The following is a 17,425-nucleotide window of genomic DNA, read 5'->3' on the forward strand; positions in this document are numbered from 1 at the left end:
TGAAAATGTATACAATCACTTTTTGCATATAATAAAAACCTCTTTTATTTATGTTATAATAATGAAAAATTGAAAGGAGATTCAATATGAAACCTTCACAACCACAATCTCAATTACAAAACCAACATCCTATTAATCGACTAGCTCAATCTATTTTCGTTGTGAATCGTCATGCCAAAGCTGCAACTAACCCTAAATATTTATACTGGTTAAAAAAGACAGCTTTAGAGCGTTTAATCGCCGAAAAAAAAGCAATTAAAGAAGGATTACATTTCTCTAGAAATCCACGTTTTAGCCAACAACAATCTGATGTTCTTATACGGTTAGGCGATTATTATTTCCACATCCCTCCTACGAAAGAAGATTTTCGAAACCTACCACATCTTGGTCATCTTGAATCCTCCTACCGAAACCCGAAAACAACCTTGTCTTTAACAGTTTCCAAAAAAACACTTCAAGATTATATTGGTCCTGAAGCACTGAAACAAGAAAAAAAATTAAGTGAACCTGTTCCATGGTATAGCCGTACTTATACAAAAAAATAAAACAGTTTGGCCTATGTTAGGCCAAACTGTTTTATTTTTTCTCTTCTTTAATTTTAATATTGGCTTGCTTGTAAAATGCAACTTTTTCTGTATTATAAGATTTCGTGAATTCATTAAACTTATCTTTTTCTGACTCAATATCCTTATACGATTGATTTACTACTTTAACTTTCTCACTAATATCTTTTAATTTTGTACCTTTATCCTGTAGCATCGTATATAACTCTTTTTCTTGCTTTAAAGATTTATTATAGCTATCAAACATCTTGTTAAATGACTCATGTCTTTTCTCATACGCACTTTTAACTTTATCCGCTTTGTCTTTTAATTTAGTATCCTCAATTTTCTTTACGTACTTATCAGCTGACTTCACTTCTTCTTGTGCTTTATTTAAAGCCTCTTTTTCTTTTGTAAGCACTTTTTCTCGTTCATCTGTATTCTTTACTGCTTGATTCAGCTTTTCTTTAACGACTTGATTATTATCTTTTCCTTCTTGAACAATTTGGTTATATAATTCTTGTCCTTCTTTCTCTAAGGTTTCAAGTTTTTTTGCATCTTCAAACATTGTCTTTTCTTGCTTGGCAGCATTTTCAAATGCTACATATAATTCCTCTTCTGGTTTTGGCCCGAAACAACCCGCTAATAAAACCATTGATAATGCGGCTACAATTGCTAATTTACTATATTTCAACATCTTTTCCTCCTACTTATAAACGATCCTTGTGTAAAAAAGCTATAAAAATCATATAATCCTTCTATACACTTCACACTCGCATCTTTTTTACGAAGATCATCAGTATTGTTTATCATGCTTGTACACATTTATTACTTAAAATTATTTTTCACGTTATTCTCTTTGAATTATGTAGCAGTTTCATGTCCATCTACTAAGTATATTTCACTTTGCACTTTTCATTCTCTACTCACACTATGTATTACCTTAAAATACAATGGAATTCACCAGAGCCATAATAATTAGAAGAACAACTATAATAATTCACCTGATAAAAGATGATTGTCGATCTCTCACATCTATCATTCCCTTTCCGCTTTCTATCAAATAATCTCTTTGTTCATTTTACACAGTACAAATACTACCTCGCAACAACTTACAAATATTCTTTTCCTTTCCTAAAAAGGAAAAGTGTAGAGCATGTTTTCCTCTACACTTTTAAAATGAAACACATTGTGCAAATGCATTGACACATCCATCATAATTATATGCCTATTTCATATATTTTTAAAGACTTTTATTACAATAAAAGTTGTTTTTGTAATAAAAGTCAAAAAAATGTTACAATCCGAATTTCTTCATATCATACTTCTTTAACTCAAAGTTTTACTCATTGTCTTTCAAATTTCTATACTGGTACAATTGATTCTGTGCCTTTCTTAACAATTCTTCAAAAGTTTTCCCTTCTACTGGATAACTAGCGGCCCCAAATAATAGCGTCACACTTAATAAACCACTTTCTATTTCACTTTCAATATTTTTCATTAATCGTCGTGTTATTGTTGATTTTTCATGACCATTATCAATCGCTACAATAACATATTTATTTTCATCCCATTTTGTAACGACATCACCTTTTCGAATCGTCTTTACAATAGTAGACTCCACTCTCTGTACTAACGCTTCCAACTTTTTTTCTTGCACTGTTTCCTTTAATCCCTCCCATTCTTTAACGGAAAGAATGTACACTGTAATATTGCGAGAATCTCGTTCAGATAAAGCAGCTACTTTTTCAAAAAAATCAACAACAAAATCATTACTTGCCATTCCCCCTACTTCCATATTCATACGTCCGTTTTCTCTTTTATCGTACCAATGGCCAAAGTAACAACTTAGCAACAGTTGCAAAATATAAATAATAAAGACAGTATAAAATGATCGCGAATCTAATTTTGCAATTACATCCTGAAGCGCAATCCATTCCGTAACAGCAACAGTATTCCCTAGTAATAATCCACTAATCTTCCCTTTATGTTTCATACTTCCTCTCCTTTCTATACCAATATATGTTTCTATAACAATAATGTTTTTCTACTAAATAAAAAATGTACATATTCTATGTACATTTCCGCTAGAGCTTGTATTCCTTTTTTTATTCTATTTCATATATACTATATATCGTTTATAGAAAGGAGTGACCTATATGCTACAAAAAGAAAATCTATCAGATGCTATACGTTTACTAGCTGGTTTTTTGTTATCATTAAAGCTACTATTTACCTCTTTCGGAATAAACTTTATTACGAACGATCAAATCGACGCTATTGTAAATGTTATTTCATTTCTATTCATTCTATATTTTGGTTATAAAAATAACTATGTAGGAAAAAAAGGAATCGAACAAAAGAAAATACTCAAGAAGCACAACCTCCATTAAAAAAGGAACCTTTCGCACAGGTTCCTTTTTATCATTGCTGCACCACAACTTCATTTGTTTGCAATGGGCCATATGAGACTGCTTTATGTTGAAATGTGTATGTAGCCTTAAACAATGCAGTTTTAACCGCTTTATCTTTATTTGCTTTTAATTTACAACTTAGTTCCACCTTCTCGTTCGGCAATAAATTATCGATTCTCCACCTTACAAGCTGGAATAAAAACTCGCTCATCCCCTTATTAACCTGCAGAGAATTCGGAATATACGAAAAGTAATCTCTAATCATATGACTTACAACGACTCGTGAAATCACTTCAATTCCTTTATTTTCAACTTCAATTCGCATAATAAGTATGTCGTTTACATCATAGATTAGTTCATATGAAAATTTTTCTTCATACATACTACGGATTTGTAATGTAACTGCTACATTAGGAAGTTCGCCTTCCTTTTTTGAGCCATCAATCCACAATACCGGCTGTAACGGTATTGTATCCCTTCCTTGATCCGAAATTCGCTTCCATATTTTCATAATATATATTCACCTCATTTCAGATGTACCATCCATACAATTCTATTCTTTCGCTTTACACAATAAACTACAAAAATGATGAACGCTTGTTACAAACGATATTTAATAGTTCCCTTCCTTTTATCCTATTCGACAATATAAAGAAAAAACCATTTTTCAACTGTTAACAGGAAGTATTCTTACTGAAATATTTTTTACAATTTACTTCATTGACTTTATAACAATATTCAGTATTGCTCACTCTTTTTCTTTCCATACAAAAGGATATTTTGGTGAAAGAAAAAGTTTGCCTTTTAGTCAAATTTGACTATAATATTCTTTATGGCATGTCAGTGCACTTATGTAAGAGAATTTAAGAGGAACTATGCTTTAGATTTTTATGCGTTGCATTTAAAACTTAATATAGTTTACTTATTATTAAAGGAGGGGCATATTTGGAAACTCAACTATCAAAAAAAGACTCCAACAATACAAAGTTTGTTGTTGCTGGTTTACTACTTGGTATTTTAATGGCAGCAATGGATAATACAATTGTTGCAACCGCAATGGCGACGATTGTCGGAGACTTAGGAGGATTTGACAAGTTTGTTTGGGTCACATCGGCATATATGGTAGCAACAATGGCAGGGATGCCTATTTTCGGAAAACTTTCTGATATGTACGGACGGAAACGTTTTTATATTGGTGGACTCATTCTTTTCTTATTCGGCTCTGCACTTTGCGGGACAGCATCTAGTATTGAACAATTAAGTATTTATAGAGCAATTCAAGGTATTGGTGGTGGCGCCCTTATGCCTATCGCCTTCACAATTATGTATGACATATTCCCGCCAGAAAAACGTGGGAAAATGACAGGGCTATTCGGTGCAGTTTTCGGGACATCAAGTGTATTTGGACCTTTATTAGGTGCCTATATTACGGACTATATAAGTTGGCATTGGGTCTTCTATATTAATATTCCATTAGGGCTTATCTCCTTCTTCTTCATTACTAAATACTACAGTGAATCTCTAGAATTTAGAAAACAAAAAATTGATTGGGCTGGTGCTATTACACTTGTCATTAGTATTATTTGCTTGATGTTCGCACTAGAACTTGGTGGTAAAACGTATGCATGGGACTCTAATGTAATTATCGGTTTATTTGCAACTGTTGTTATTATGCTTATTATTTTCTTCTTCGTAGAACGAAAAGCAACTGAGCCTATCATTTCTTTCCATCTATTTAAAAAACCTTTATTTGCAGCTAGCCAAGGCGTTGCCTTTTTCTATGGTGCTGCTTTTATCATCTGTACAGTTTATATCCCAATCTTCGTTCAAGGTGTTCTCGGAGGATCAGCCTCAAATGCTGGATTAATTTTAACACCAATGATGGTCGGCTCTGTAATTGGAAGTCAAACAGGTGGACAGTTAGCTTCACGAACAAGCTATCGTAACATTATGATGGTATCTGGCGTTTTCTTCGTTCTTGGTATTTATTTACTAAGCACCTTAACAATGGACACACCTCGTATGCTCGTAACGCTATTTATGGTTCTCGCTGGACTTGGGGTTGGTTTCTCATTCTCAGTTTTAAGTATGTCTTCTATCCATAAATTAGAAATGAGAGACCGTGGTTCTGCTACATCAACAAACTCATTCTTCCGTTCACTCGGTATGACTCTTGGTGTAACGATTTTCGGTACAATTCAAAATCATATTTTTATTAATAAATTAAACACTGTGTTCCCTCCTGAACTTGCAAAATTAGCTCCAAAAGGTGGAGACACAAGTTTCTTATTATCACCAGGTGCTACCGAGAAGATTCCAGCAGAAATATTAACTGGTATTAAAGAAGCTCTCGCTACATCTATTGCCAACACATTCTTCTGGGCACTGATCCCAGCTGTACTAAGTATTATTTGTATTTTACTTATGGGAAATGAACGCCTATTTACAGGACCGAAAGCGAAACAAAAGCAAAAACAAGTAAGTTAGTATTAAAAAAGGAACGGCATATCCCTTTATGAAAAAGGATATGCCGTTTATAATATGTATAAAATCAAACTTTAATTAGTAGGGATACAGTTTTTATGTACAGGAGTTGAGACAGAATGAGCATGAAATTAGTCATTCTCGGCTTGCTACTCGAAGGAGATAAACATCCATATGAAGTGCAGCACATAATGAAAGAAAGACAGATGGATTATTATATTAAATATGCAAAAGGATCACTTTATTACGCCTTCGAGCAATTAGAAAAGCAAGGTGCAATTCGCATTACAACTATTGTTCGTGATACGAATAGACCAGATAAAACAATCTTTCATATAACAGAGGAAGGTAAACAACTATTTCACACGTTACTCTTAAAACAGTTCGAAGCAAAAAACCAAATATATAAACCAATTTATTCAGCACTTTCTTTCACTCATTTTGGTGATGATCAAGAATTAGTTCCAATTTTAGAAAAAAAGAAACATGATACCGTTCAATATTTACATAAAATGCAAACTATATATGATTGCAGTAAAGGAAAAATTCCACGTGCACAACTATATATTTTACAAAGTGTTATTGAGCATATTACCGTTGAATTACAATGGTTAAGCACCCTCCTTAACGATGCCATAGCAGGACGACTTTCAAAATTTGATGTAGATGAAAATTGAGCGAGTAAAGAAGAGGGAACGTCTTCTTTACTCGCTCAATTTTTCTATATTTTCACATTCCATTATATATCATTAATCTGAAAAACACCTAAATTATTCAGAATATTAAGAAATAAAACCTTTAGAATTTTCTTATTTTAAAACAGTAGACAAAATTCCAAAAATTGTGTTAGAATTTGTTTCAATATCATATCGCTTGTTAAATTCCTTTCAAAAGGAAAATAGGTACACGAAAATTTCGTTTCGTGTTTAAAAGGGAAGCTTGGTGAAACTCCAACACGGTCCCGCCACTGTAAATGCTGAGATTTCTTTGTTAGTGCCACTGTGAGAACGGGAAGGTGAAAGAAATTATATGAAGCATAAGTCAGGAGACCTGCCTGTTTTAACAACACTGATAGATTCACGGATGATGATGAGGTGTTAAAACAAAAAGGAAGGCTTATTTTCTATGTCTTTGTACTTTTTGTTATAAGTATTTCCTAGTAAACGGAAATGCTTACTTTCAATTAGGGAGGAATTTAAAATGGCAATTCAAACAAGTAACTTAGGTTATCCACGTATCGGACTACAACGAGAATGGAAAAAAACATTGGAAGCTTTTTGGTCCAATAAAATTGATGAAGAACAATTTTTAACAACGATGAAAGAAATTCGCCTTCAACACGTAAAAGTACAGCAAGAAAAAGGAATTGAACTCATTCCAGTCGGCGATTTTACATATTATGATCACGTTCTGGATACTGCTTATATGTTAGGTTTTATCCCGTCACGTTTTTCTGAGTTTACATCTTACCTTGATGTATATTTTGCAATGGCGCGTGGCTCTAAAGATCACGTAGCTTCCGAAATGACTAAATGGTTTAACACAAACTATCATTATATTGTTCCTGAATATGAAGAGGGATTACAAATCTCTTTAAAAGATAATCGTCCACTTCGCTTATACGAAGAGGCAAAACAAGAATTAGGCGTAGATGGAAAGCCTGTTATTTTAGGACCATATACTTTCTTAAAATTAGCAAAAGGCTATAAACAAGATCAATTTGCTACTATTTTAAAACAGTTAGTTACACCTTACGTACAACTACTTTCAGAACTACATGCGGCTGGTGCACAAATCATTCAAGTTGATGAACCGATTTTCGCTTCTTTAACTAAAGAAGAAATTCAGCATGCGAAAGAAATTTATGAAACTATTCGTAAAGAAGTTCCAAACGCGAATCTTCTTTTACAAACATATTTTGATAGTGTAGAAGAAAACTATGAAGAAATTATTACATTCCCTGTATCTAGTGTTGGTTTAGATTTCGTTCACGGTAAAGAAGGTAATTTAAATGCTATTGCGAAATACGGATTCCCAGCTGACAAAACTTTAGCAGTCGGTTGTATAGATGGCCGTAACATTTGGAGAGCGGACCTTGATGAAATTCTTACGTTATTTACAACGTTACAAAAACAAGTCCAAACGAAAGATTTCATCGTTCAGCCTTCTTGTAGTTTATTGCATTCACCAATTGATAAAACCGAGGAAACTCACTTATCGACTGAACTATTTGATGCACTAGCATTTGCAAACCAAAAATTAGAAGAACTAGTTCTTATTCATTCTGCTTTGACTCAAGGTACAGAAAGCATTAGTAACGAACTTGAAACATATCGCAATGCGCACCATACAATACGTTCATCTGGTGCACGTAACAGAGAAGATGTCAAAGCAGCACGAACAGCACTAAAAGAAGAAGATTTTTCACGCCCTCTTCCATTTGAAAAACGATACGAATTACAACAAGTTGCTCTGCAGTTACCGTTGTTACCAACAACAACTATCGGTAGCTTCCCGCAAACAACTGAAGTTCGTCAAACGCGAAAAGAATGGCGTAACGGCGTTATCTCAAATGAACAATATGGGCAATTTATTGAAAAAGAAACAGAAAAATGGATTCGTTACCAAGAAGAAATCGGTCTTGATGTTCTTGTTCATGGTGAATTTGAAAGAACTGACATGGTCGAATACTTCGGTGAACGTCTTGCTGGTTTCTCCTTCACTAAAAACGGTTGGGTACAATCGTATGGTTCCCGTTGCGTGAAACCACCTGTTATTTATGGTGATGTTGCCTTTATAAATGGAATGACTATTAAAGAAACTGTATACGCACAAAGCTTAACAGAAAAAGTAGTAAAAGGTATGCTAACTGGACCTGTCACTATTTTAAATTGGTCATTCGTTCGAAATGATATTTCAAGAAAAGAAGTTTCCTATCAAATTGCATTAGCACTTCGTCATGAAATTGAATTACTTGAATCGTCTGGAATTAGAGTAATCCAAGTCGATGAGCCAGCGCTTCGTGAAGGAATGCCACTAAAAGAAAAAGATTGGGATGCATATATTACATGGGCAGTTCAATCCTTCCTTTTAGCAACATCTTCTGTAGCCAATGAAACGCAAATTCATACGCACATGTGTTACAGTAACTTCGAAGATATTGTAGATGCTATTCGTGCATTAGATGCGGATGTCATTTCTATCGAAACATCACGTAGTCACGGAGAATTTATTGATACATTAAAACATACAACATATGAAAAAGGGATCGGTCTAGGGGTATACGATATTCATAGCCCACGTGTACCAAGTAAAGATGAAATGTTTGAAATCGTAGAACAATCTTTACAAGTATGTGATCCTAAATATTTCTGGATTAATCCTGACTGTGGTTTAAAAACAAGAAAAACGGAAGAAGTTATTCCAGCTTTAGAACACATGGTGCAAGCAGCAAAAGATGCTCGTTCCCTTTTAAAAACAAATGCATAACAAAAATGGGTTATCCTTCCTTAGGATAACCCATTTTTTATTCTTTACTTTCAAAAAAGAATTCGTATTGTAGTTTATATAACTCATCATCCGTTGGTTCTTCAAGAGGAATTACCTGCAATACAACTGTATACTCACCATTTGGAATAGGAATTTGAAATTTATTTGAAAGAATACTCGTTACAACGATACATTCATTTTTAACTGTAAAAGGAACCGTAACTGTTCTAATTACTTCTTCTTTCTCAATATGTTTTCCACAAGTCACTTTTACTTCACAAGTATAATCAGAAAGTGCTTCAAAAATAACAGTTCCATCCGCCTTAGCATAACCTCTATCAAAATCTTCATCCGTCCAGTCTACGTAAGGCTGTTCACCGTCATAGTTCATCAACATTAATTGTGAATAAGAAATTGTTAACTCCATCGTTCCCCTTCTCCTTCATTATGAAATATGTAACACTACTTCACTTCAAATTTCACACGCGTACCATCTGGATATTTATCTAACTTATTTCCTACCCAAGAACCTGCTCCGCGATTATCCGCTGGACTTATATATTCAATATGCGCCCCTTTTCCGCCTTCTTTACACATCGCCATTGGCCATTCATCACGATCATAGCCTTTTTTTGATGGATATGGAGCTAACGATAATTTCCTTCTATCTCCAGCACCACCACGATCAATTGTACAAACTTCTGAATGCCCTTCTTTTATAGCATCCGTAATATGTTTCCCTGTCTCTGGATATCGCTCTTTCGGAAATTCTAGAACTTGATCATACGCATTCGTTTTTTTGATACTTGTTTCCTCTGGAACAAGTACTTCATACACCGCTACTACAATAGAAAGAATTGCAATAATTGAAATGATAATACCTTTTAATTGCTTCATGTATACCTCCATGATTCTACCAGTTTCTTTTCCTCCGTTATTATAACAAACTTCTCCTGTATATGTTTTCAGACATTATTTTAGCTCTTCTTCGCCATTCCGCCAAAAATCTCTCATTTTTCTTCATCTTTTCACTAATGCTGTAGAAAACTAATAACCTTCCGACATTCTTTTTCAAAGGAAGTCCTCATAAAAAGATTGAAATGATATATACGATACTTTTTGGGGAGGAAATAACATGGAAGCTATCTATAAAACAAAAGATGTCACGAATAAAACAGGCATCCCAAAACATATAGTCCGTAAATATAGCCGACTGTTAGAGGAACATGGTTATATCATTTCAAAAACAGCTGATGCTCGTATTTATAAACTGGATGATTTAAAACTATTGAAATCTATACATGAAAGAGCTGCTAAACTGCAAGAAGATATTTCAGAAACGATACCTATTATTTTAAAAGAAAAAGAGGCCCCGCCTGTACCCGCTATACAAGATAAGCAAGAAATACAAACGAAAGAAAAAGAAGATGGGCGTAACTTTGAGGAGTTCATGTTAAAACTCGAAATGCTCGCTCAATTAAATGAAGCAATTATTCATCAAAATTCTACTCTAATTACACAAAATCGTTTGAAAGATGAAAAATTAGATGAATTGATGCAACAAGTTTATGTAAAAGAAGGCTCTCAAGAAAAAATGCTACAAGAGTTAGTTGATCACGCCGCTCAAACAGATGCCTTGCAAAAAGAAAAGATGGATTTGTTAATGAATCATATGTATAAACGAGAATCCAAGCAAGAAGAAAAAATGAATAAACTCGTTAATCAAATTTATAATAAAGACAGTAACCGTGATACACAACTTATGCAAGTTATTCGCGAAATTCAAGAAACAAAAAGAATGGTCGCCGCCTCAAAAGAACAAGGTTTCTTCCATTCATTTAAAAGTTTATTTAGCCGAACAAAACAAGAAAGAACAAACGAATAAACAATATAAAATAAAAAGTTACCTTCCATCGGTAACTTTTATTCCTTATTTCTTACAGCTGGTAATATAATAATCGCTTCAGTACCTTTTCCGCTTTCGCTTTTATATTCCAGTGTACCATTATGCGCTTGTAAAATACTAAATGTCACCATAAGTCCTAATCCTGTCCCTTTTTCTTTTAAAGAATAATACGGTTGTCCAAGCCTTGCTAACTGTTCTTTTGTCATACCAACGCCACTATCTTTAACTCTTATTACGATTGTTTCGTCTTTTTGAACAGCCGTTACTTTTAAATATCCTTTATTTCCTTGAATTGCTTCAATACCATTTTTAACAACATTCATAATAGCTTGCTTCAATTTCGTCTTATCACCAATCGTATAAAGGCTCTCAGAAATCTCAACTTGCAAATATACACCTTGCATCGCTGCAAATGATGACATTAAAGTAGTCATTTCTATAAGTTGCGCGGATAAACAAATGTGTTCTTTTTTCTCAATTTGCGGTCTTGCCAAATTTAAATAATCTGAAATAATTTGTTCCGCCCGATCTAATTCAGCTAATACGAGACGCATATAGTCCTTATTCTTCACTTCTTCCGTACTTTCTAGCAATTGGATAAATCCACGAACAACAGTGAGCGGATTTCGAACCTCATGTGCAACACTTGCTGCTAATTCACTTACGATATTAAGTTTTTCTGATTTTTGCATCTCAGTACGTAGTAATGCGTTTTCATTTAAATATTCCGTTAAATACACCTGAAATACCATAGTCATAACCATAATAAGCGAGGCAAATATAAATCCGCTATATATTTGCGAAATATACGGTGTAAAACCTGTTTCTAACAGCACATTAATTATACCAAATACTAGAAAAACCAACACATAAAATGACGAAATCATAAATGCTAAAATTAGCTTCTTATCCCTTGAAAAAAGAGACCATTTCTTTGATAAGAACAATGGAACTATCAATAGAAATATTACTTCTACAACTGGAAGAATGCTCATTCCTTTTAGTGCCCATTCATATGTAACAAAAATAACTGCTGGGATTAAACCGACAATCCCACCATATAAAAAACCACTGACAATTGGGATTGGGTGAAAGTTATACCCGCAAACATTGTCAAAACAAATAGAATATGTCATGGAGAGAACGAGCGTAACGCTAGATAAAAACATAATAAAGTAACGATTCGGCTTCGGAGGCATTTCTTGATAGCGATTTAAACGAATCGCTTCATATAAAAATAATGGCAAAATAATGATGGCAATTTGGATCAATAAATCACGGATAAGCTCCATAGCCTCTCATCCCCTATATGTATTTTGATATGATTATATCATTTTATTAGTGTATTTGTTTTAAAATTTTGATTTTTCTTAACATATTTGTTAATTCTTTGTTAACAACACATATTAATTGTTACAGATTTTCGAAATGATTGTAAACCCTGTACCAAATTTCCTTCATGCAGTATACAATGAATACGGATTACAAAGAAAATATAAAAAATACTTCACTAGACGGACAACTATAGTAAAATACAGCATATAATCCATACTATCTATGTTTACAAATAAGTGATCATTACTTTAGTAGGAGGAAGATAAATATGGCAGGTACTACGCTTGTTTTAAAAGAAGAAAATTTGGTAGTTCTAGAAAATGTTGAAAAATCAGTGTATGAGGAATTACAGCATAAAACAGGAGAAGCAGATTGCACATGTGCTGTGAACGAATCAGTTGTTCACCTTGGCAAAGTATCCTCTGTACTTTGGAATGAAGATGAAATAGATTGGGAATACGGATACTAAAAAGTCGCTTATAGCGGCTTTTTTTCTGTTCTCTCTTTCTAAATTTCATATACAAAGCGTAATCATAGAAAGTATGATAAAATGAACTTAATTTTCAAACGGAAGAAAGGGAGATACAATGGAACAATTCATTAATCCTAGAGTAAAGGACATCCAAATTTCTGGAATCCGCCAATTCTCTAATATGATTCAAAACTATGATAATCTTATCTCTTTAACAATTGGGCAACCCGATTTCCCTACACCTTCTCTCGTAAAAGAAGCGGCAAAACGGGCCATTACAGAAAATTATACAAGCTACACACATAACGCTGGTTTACTAGAATTACGAAAGGCCGCTTGTAACTTTGTAAAAGATAACTACGATTTACATTATTCAGCTGAAAACGAAACCATCGTTACAATCGGTGCTAGTGAAGCAATTGACGTTGCATTCCGAACGATTTTAGAGCCCGGGACAGAAGTAATTTTGCCTGCTCCTATTTATCCTGGTTACGAGCCTATTATTCGACTATGCGGCGCAACGCCAATTTTTGTAGATGTTCGTGAAACTGGATTTCGTTTAACTGCTGCAGCACTAGAAAATGCTATTACAGAAAAAACGAGATGCGTCGTACTGCCATATCCTTCTAATCCAACTGGTGTAACTTTATCAAAAGAAGAATTAAAAGATATTGTATCAGTCTTAAAAGATAAAAATATTTTTGTTCTTTCAGATGAAATTTACAGCGAACTTGTATACGAAGAAAAACACACATCTATCGCCCATTTCCCAGAAATGCGTGAAAAGACGATCGTCATTAACGGTTTATCTAAATCACATTCTATGACTGGCTGGCGTGTTGGACTTTTATTTGCACCAAGCTATTTAGCAGGACATATTTTAAAAGTTCATCAATACAATGTAACATGTGCTACTTCAATCGCTCAATATGCTGCAATCGAAGCATTAACTGCCGCTAAAGACGCACCGAAGATGATGCGCCACCAATACAAAAAACGCCGTGATTACGTATATAATAGACTCACTCAAATGGGGCTAACAGTTGAAAAACCAACAGGTGCATTTTACTTATTCCCATATGTTGGCCATTTAACATCTTCATCATTTGATTTTGCACTTGATCTAGTAAAAGAAGCTGGACTAGCCATCGTTCCTGGAACAGCATTTTCTGAGTATGGTGAAGGTTATCTTCGCCTTTCCTATGCATATAGTATCGAAACTTTAAAAGAAGGCTGTGATCGTTTAGAAGCCTTTCTACAAAAAAAAGCTAAGAGTTAAACTCCTAGCTTTTTTTATGCATAATGATCACATGTTTGACGCTTCAATAATTTATGCGGAATAATGATACACTTGGCAGTAGATTCAGCATTCTCCACTTTATCAACTAAAGCTTTTGCTGCTTCATATCCTAACTGATATATATTCACATCAACTGTTGAAAGCGGCGGACTCGCAATTTCTGATAATAAAGCATTATTAAAGCTTACAATTGAAACGTCTTTCGGTACAACGAGTCCTTTTTTAGAAAGCGCACTTAACACACCAAGTCCAATTAAATCATCCGTAGCTATAATTGCTGTCGGTGGTTGTTTTAGTCCCATTAACTCTTCAACGGCTTGTTGACCACTTTCCCTTGAAAAATCAAAATGTAAAATATACTCTTTCGGTAATACAATGTCTGCTAATTTTAAAGCATCACTCATACCTGCTAAACGATCTCTTGTTACAAGTAAATCTGAGCCACCACCAATGAACGCGACCTGTTTATGTCCTAGTGAAATTAAATATTCTGCCACTTCTCTTGCAGCTGTATAATTGTCATTATCTACATATGTGATTTCATCTTTTCGATCATATGGTTTTCCAATTAAAACAAACGGGAAGTTTTGGTCATGCAAGTATTGAATAATCCGATCGTTCTCTCTTGAATATAAAAGAATAATACCACCAATTTGACGCCCTTGTACCATTTTTACAACACCATTAAAAATTTCATCTTCCGTTTCACCTGTCGACATATAAAGTGCATACCCTTCCACATGTGCAAATGAACTAATTCCTCTTATAACTTCCGGGAAAAACGGATTTTGAAAAGCTTTACTTGCAGAGCTTGGCATAACAAGACCAAGTGTCTTCGTCGTTTGGTTCGCAAGGTTTCTTGCATTTAAATTTGGATGATATCCTAATTCACTCATTACTTTTCGAACACGGCGCTTTGTCTTTTCACTTATACTTGGATTATCAGCAATTACACGAGAAACAGTTGATGGTGCTACGTTCGCCTTCTTCGCCACATCTTTAATTGTAACTGTCATAAAAAATCCCCTCCTCTCACTTTTCTGCCATTTTTCATATATTTTATCTTGCACTCGTTGCAAGTCATAGGAGAAGTCATAAACTTTCATTTTTTTATTTTATCTTGCAAAACTTATCATATTCTCCCTCTCCATGTATTGTAAGGGATATAGCTCTTTTTTCCTATACTATAATATACTATTTATTTCACTTATTTTCACATGTGATGTCAAATCTCTTTTCATCTCCCTATAAAGCTTTTTATAGGGAGATGAAAAGAAAAATGGGACGTAATGTCCCATTTTTCATCCTTTCGTACCTCCAGCTGTTAAACCAGAGATAAAGTATTTTTGTAGTGATAAGAATAAAATTGAAATTGGGATTGCAATTAATACTGAACCCGCTGCAAACGTCGTAAATTCATTACCAAATTTCTTCGCTACCATTTCATATAATCCAACTGCTAAAGTATAATTTTCTGGTGTGCGCAAAATGATACTCGCTAAAATGAAATCTGTAAATGGACCGATGAAAGTGAATAACGCTACAACCGCTACGATTGGCTTTGCAAGCGGCATAATGATTTGCCAAAAAATACGAAAATGCCCTGCTCCATCCATACGAGCTGACTCATCCAATTCTTTCGGAATCGTATCAAAATACCCTTTCATAAGCCATGTATTCATAGGGATTGCCCCGCCTACATAAATTAAAATTAATGCAAGGTGTGTATCAATTAATCCTGTTAACTGCGCTAATACGTATAGAGCGATTAACGCTGCAAAGTTCGGAATCATTTGCAGAATTAAAAATGTTAGTAAGCCATTTTTTCTTCCAACAAAACGGTATCTCGAAAATGCATAAGCAGTAAAACTAATTGCTAACACTGAGAAAATCATCGTTAAAACACTTACTTTTAATGTGTTTTTATACCAAAGTAAGTAATTACTATTCTCTAGATCTAATAACTTACGATAATGATCTAACGTTGCATTTTGCGGAATAATACTTGATCCAGATAAACTATCACCCGGATTAAACGATGAGCCAATAATCCATAATAATGGATAGAAAATGATGGCACACATTACAAAAATAACGAAATAGCTTAATGAGAGACGTAACATCTTCTGTCTTTTAATATTCATTTACATCATATCCTCTTCTTGGAATGATTTTGTTCTCTTAAATTGCCATAACGCAACTGTAATAACGATTAACGATAAAATCATTGTAAGAGCTGCTGCTTTCCCGTACTGCGCTGAAGTCATCGTCAACTTATAAATCCATGAAATTAAAATATCTGTTCCACCTGCATCTTGTCCAGCTACAGCAGGACCTCCGCCGTTAAATAGATAGATAATACTAAAGTTATTAAAGTTAAACGTATATTGCGTAATTAATATTGGTGCTGTTGCATATAAAACAAGTGGCAATGTAATTTTACGAAACTGTTGCCAAGCTGTCGCTCCATCTACTGTAGCCGCTTCATATAATTCTCCTGGAATCGATTGCAAAATACCTGTTGTCATTGCAAAGACGAATGGGAACCCAAGCCACGTTTGAATCATAATTAAAGCTATCTTCGCCCAAAATGGATCTGTCATCCAAGCTATCTTTTCAATTCCGAATAACGCCAATACTTGATTGTTAATTGCTCCAAATGTTTCATTAAACATACCAGAGAAAACAAGAATAGATACGAATGCTGGAACAGCCCACGGTAAAATGAAGATTGTTCGAATAATTGCCTTCCCTTTAATACCAGGCTGATTTACGATAATCGCTAAAAAAATACCGAGTGCAACTTGTAATGTCGTTGCAACGAATGTCCAAATGACCGTCCAAGAGAATACACTTAAAAATGTCTCTCTCCACATCGGTAGTGTGAAAATATCAATAAAGTTTTTAAAGCCCACCCAATCTACTAATTTAGCTGGAGGAGAATGATATAAATCATAGTTCGTAAATCCAATTAAAATTACGAAAATGATTGGAAATACAACAACAAAGATAAGTAGTAGAAAACCTGGCGAAACCATTAAATACGGAAAGCCTTGATCTAATAAATTACGGTATTGCTCTTTTACAGAGTTTAAAGGTGTTCCGATATCACGTTTCTTTCCATTTTGATACGCATCATATAAATTAAATGCATATATTCCGAGTCCAAACCCGATAACGATAAGTGCTAAGATCCCTTCCACTAATAGAAAGACAGAATGATCACGTGGAACTTCTGTACCAAGCGTTACAATCCCCCATAATCCCATATTTAATAAATCAGCAAAGGCTACAATAAATGAACCTGTTAATACTAGAAAAATAAGACCTTTTACAAATTGTTTATTATACATTTGGCCCACGCCCGGAATGATTGATAACATGGTTGCCATTTTCCTATGTTTTGAACCGTTCATATCTTTCATTGGTTCCATAGATGTTTGCATATTCCTTCCCCCTTTTTTCTTCCTACTTGGAAGGGAG

General features: G+C 34.2%; 17 protein-coding genes and 1 riboswitch. Of the genes, 8 read left to right on the plus strand and 9 right to left on the minus strand.

Going from position 1 to position 17,425, the window contains the following annotated elements; translation table 11 throughout:
- Nucleotides 1-86: 86 nt before the first annotated feature.
- Nucleotides 87-545, plus strand: a complete 459-nt coding sequence (locus tag ACS2MN_RS13540; protein WP_000804859.1) for a YkyB family protein — start codon at nt 87-89, stop codon at nt 543-545.
- 31 nt (nt 546-576) lie between these two features.
- Here the strand turns inward: ACS2MN_RS13540 and ACS2MN_RS13545 are convergent, their stop codons facing one another.
- Together ACS2MN_RS13545 and ACS2MN_RS13550 are read right to left on the minus strand one after the other, a co-directional pair.
- Nucleotides 577-1,239: a YkyA family protein gene (locus ACS2MN_RS13545; protein WP_000922475.1), complete on the minus strand. Its 663-nt coding sequence runs from the start codon at nt 1,237-1,239 to the stop codon at nt 577-579.
- Nucleotides 1,240-1,884: 645 nt separating this feature from the next.
- Complete coding sequence (locus ACS2MN_RS13550; protein WP_000680808.1) at nt 1,885-2,538, minus strand: diguanylate cyclase domain-containing protein; 654 nt, start codon at nt 2,536-2,538, stop codon at nt 1,885-1,887.
- Nucleotides 2,539-2,701: 163 nt separating this feature from the next.
- On the opposite strand from ACS2MN_RS13550, the gene ACS2MN_RS13555 reads away from it, so the two are divergent.
- Entirely contained in the window at nt 2,702-2,935 is a 234-nt protein-coding gene (locus ACS2MN_RS13555; RefSeq protein WP_000939445.1) for an SPP1 phage holin family protein, read from the plus strand.
- 31 nt (nt 2,936-2,966) lie between these two features.
- Here ACS2MN_RS13555 and ACS2MN_RS13560 read toward each other — a convergent pair whose 3' ends face one another.
- Nucleotides 2,967-3,467, minus strand: a complete 501-nt coding sequence (locus tag ACS2MN_RS13560; protein ID WP_000708173.1) for a hypothetical protein — start codon at nt 3,465-3,467, stop codon at nt 2,967-2,969.
- 434 nt (nt 3,468-3,901) lie between these two features.
- On the opposite strand from ACS2MN_RS13560, the gene ACS2MN_RS13565 reads away from it, so the two are divergent.
- The 3 genes from ACS2MN_RS13565 to metE all read left to right on the plus strand — a co-directional run bounded on the left by ACS2MN_RS13565 (nt 3,902) and on the right by metE (nt 8,929).
- Complete coding sequence (locus ACS2MN_RS13565; protein ID WP_000449889.1) at nt 3,902-5,443, plus strand: MDR family MFS transporter; 1,542 nt, start codon at nt 3,902-3,904, stop codon at nt 5,441-5,443.
- A 116-nt stretch (nt 5,444-5,559) separates the two neighbouring features.
- Entirely contained in the window at nt 5,560-6,117 is a 558-nt protein-coding gene (locus ACS2MN_RS13570) for a PadR family transcriptional regulator (RefSeq protein WP_000062081.1), read from the plus strand.
- A 206-nt stretch (nt 6,118-6,323) separates the two neighbouring features.
- A riboswitch (cobalamin riboswitch) is annotated at nt 6,324-6,512 on the plus strand.
- A gap of 128 nt (nt 6,513-6,640) precedes the next feature.
- Nucleotides 6,641-8,929, plus strand: a complete 2,289-nt coding sequence (gene metE / locus ACS2MN_RS13575; RefSeq protein ID WP_001007622.1) for a 5-methyltetrahydropteroyltriglutamate--homocysteine S-methyltransferase — start codon at nt 6,641-6,643, stop codon at nt 8,927-8,929.
- A 37-nt stretch (nt 8,930-8,966) separates the two neighbouring features.
- Here metE and ACS2MN_RS13580 read toward each other — a convergent pair whose 3' ends face one another.
- Nucleotides 8,967-9,356, minus strand: coding sequence for a competence protein ComJ (locus ACS2MN_RS13580; RefSeq protein WP_000424021.1), 390 nt, complete (start codon nt 9,354-9,356; stop codon nt 8,967-8,969).
- 35 nt (nt 9,357-9,391) lie between these two features.
- Nucleotides 9,392-9,826: a DNA-entry nuclease gene (gene nucA / locus ACS2MN_RS13585; RefSeq protein ID WP_000811503.1), complete on the minus strand. Its 435-nt coding sequence runs from the start codon at nt 9,824-9,826 to the stop codon at nt 9,392-9,394.
- 238 nt (nt 9,827-10,064) lie between these two features.
- Here nucA and ACS2MN_RS13590 point away from each other — a divergent pair, with 238 nt between their 5' ends.
- Complete coding sequence (locus ACS2MN_RS13590) at nt 10,065-10,814, plus strand: DUF3967 domain-containing protein (RefSeq protein WP_000387502.1); 750 nt, start codon at nt 10,065-10,067, stop codon at nt 10,812-10,814.
- Nucleotides 10,815-10,852: 38 nt separating this feature from the next.
- Here the strand turns inward: ACS2MN_RS13590 and kinB are convergent, their stop codons facing one another.
- A complete protein-coding gene (gene kinB, locus ACS2MN_RS13595; RefSeq protein ID WP_000420362.1) occupies nt 10,853-12,127 on the minus strand; it encodes a sporulation sensor histidine kinase KinB in 1,275 nt (424 codons plus the stop codon).
- Nucleotides 12,128-12,438: 311 nt separating this feature from the next.
- Here kinB and ACS2MN_RS13600 point away from each other — a divergent pair, with 311 nt between their 5' ends.
- Entirely contained in the window at nt 12,439-12,639 is a 201-nt protein-coding gene (locus ACS2MN_RS13600) for a hypothetical protein (RefSeq protein ID WP_000929282.1), read from the plus strand.
- A gap of 118 nt (nt 12,640-12,757) precedes the next feature.
- Nucleotides 12,758-13,921, plus strand: a complete 1,164-nt coding sequence (locus ACS2MN_RS13605) for an aminotransferase A (RefSeq protein ID WP_000434561.1) — start codon at nt 12,758-12,760, stop codon at nt 13,919-13,921.
- 14 nt (nt 13,922-13,935) lie between these two features.
- Here ACS2MN_RS13605 and malR read toward each other — a convergent pair whose 3' ends face one another.
- The 3 genes from malR to malC form a co-directional block, all read right to left on the minus strand.
- Nucleotides 13,936-14,958, minus strand: coding sequence for a maltose operon transcriptional repressor MalR (gene malR / locus ACS2MN_RS13610; RefSeq protein ID WP_000219033.1), 1,023 nt, complete (start codon nt 14,956-14,958; stop codon nt 13,936-13,938).
- A 285-nt stretch (nt 14,959-15,243) separates the two neighbouring features.
- Nucleotides 15,244-16,086, minus strand: coding sequence for a maltosaccharide ABC transporter permease MalD (gene malD, locus ACS2MN_RS13615; RefSeq protein WP_001022595.1), 843 nt, complete (start codon nt 16,084-16,086; stop codon nt 15,244-15,246).
- Nucleotides 16,087-17,388, minus strand: a complete 1,302-nt coding sequence (gene malC / locus ACS2MN_RS13620; protein ID WP_001195001.1) for a maltosaccharide ABC transporter permease MalC — start codon at nt 17,386-17,388, stop codon at nt 16,087-16,089. It lies immediately after the preceding gene.
- Nucleotides 17,389-17,425: the final 37 nt, after the last annotated feature.

Origin of the sequence: Bacillus cereus group sp. BceL062, assembly GCF_051780025.1 — a bacterium.
Lineage (GTDB): Bacteria > Bacillota > Bacilli > Bacillales > Bacillaceae_G > Bacillus_A > Bacillus_A toyonensis.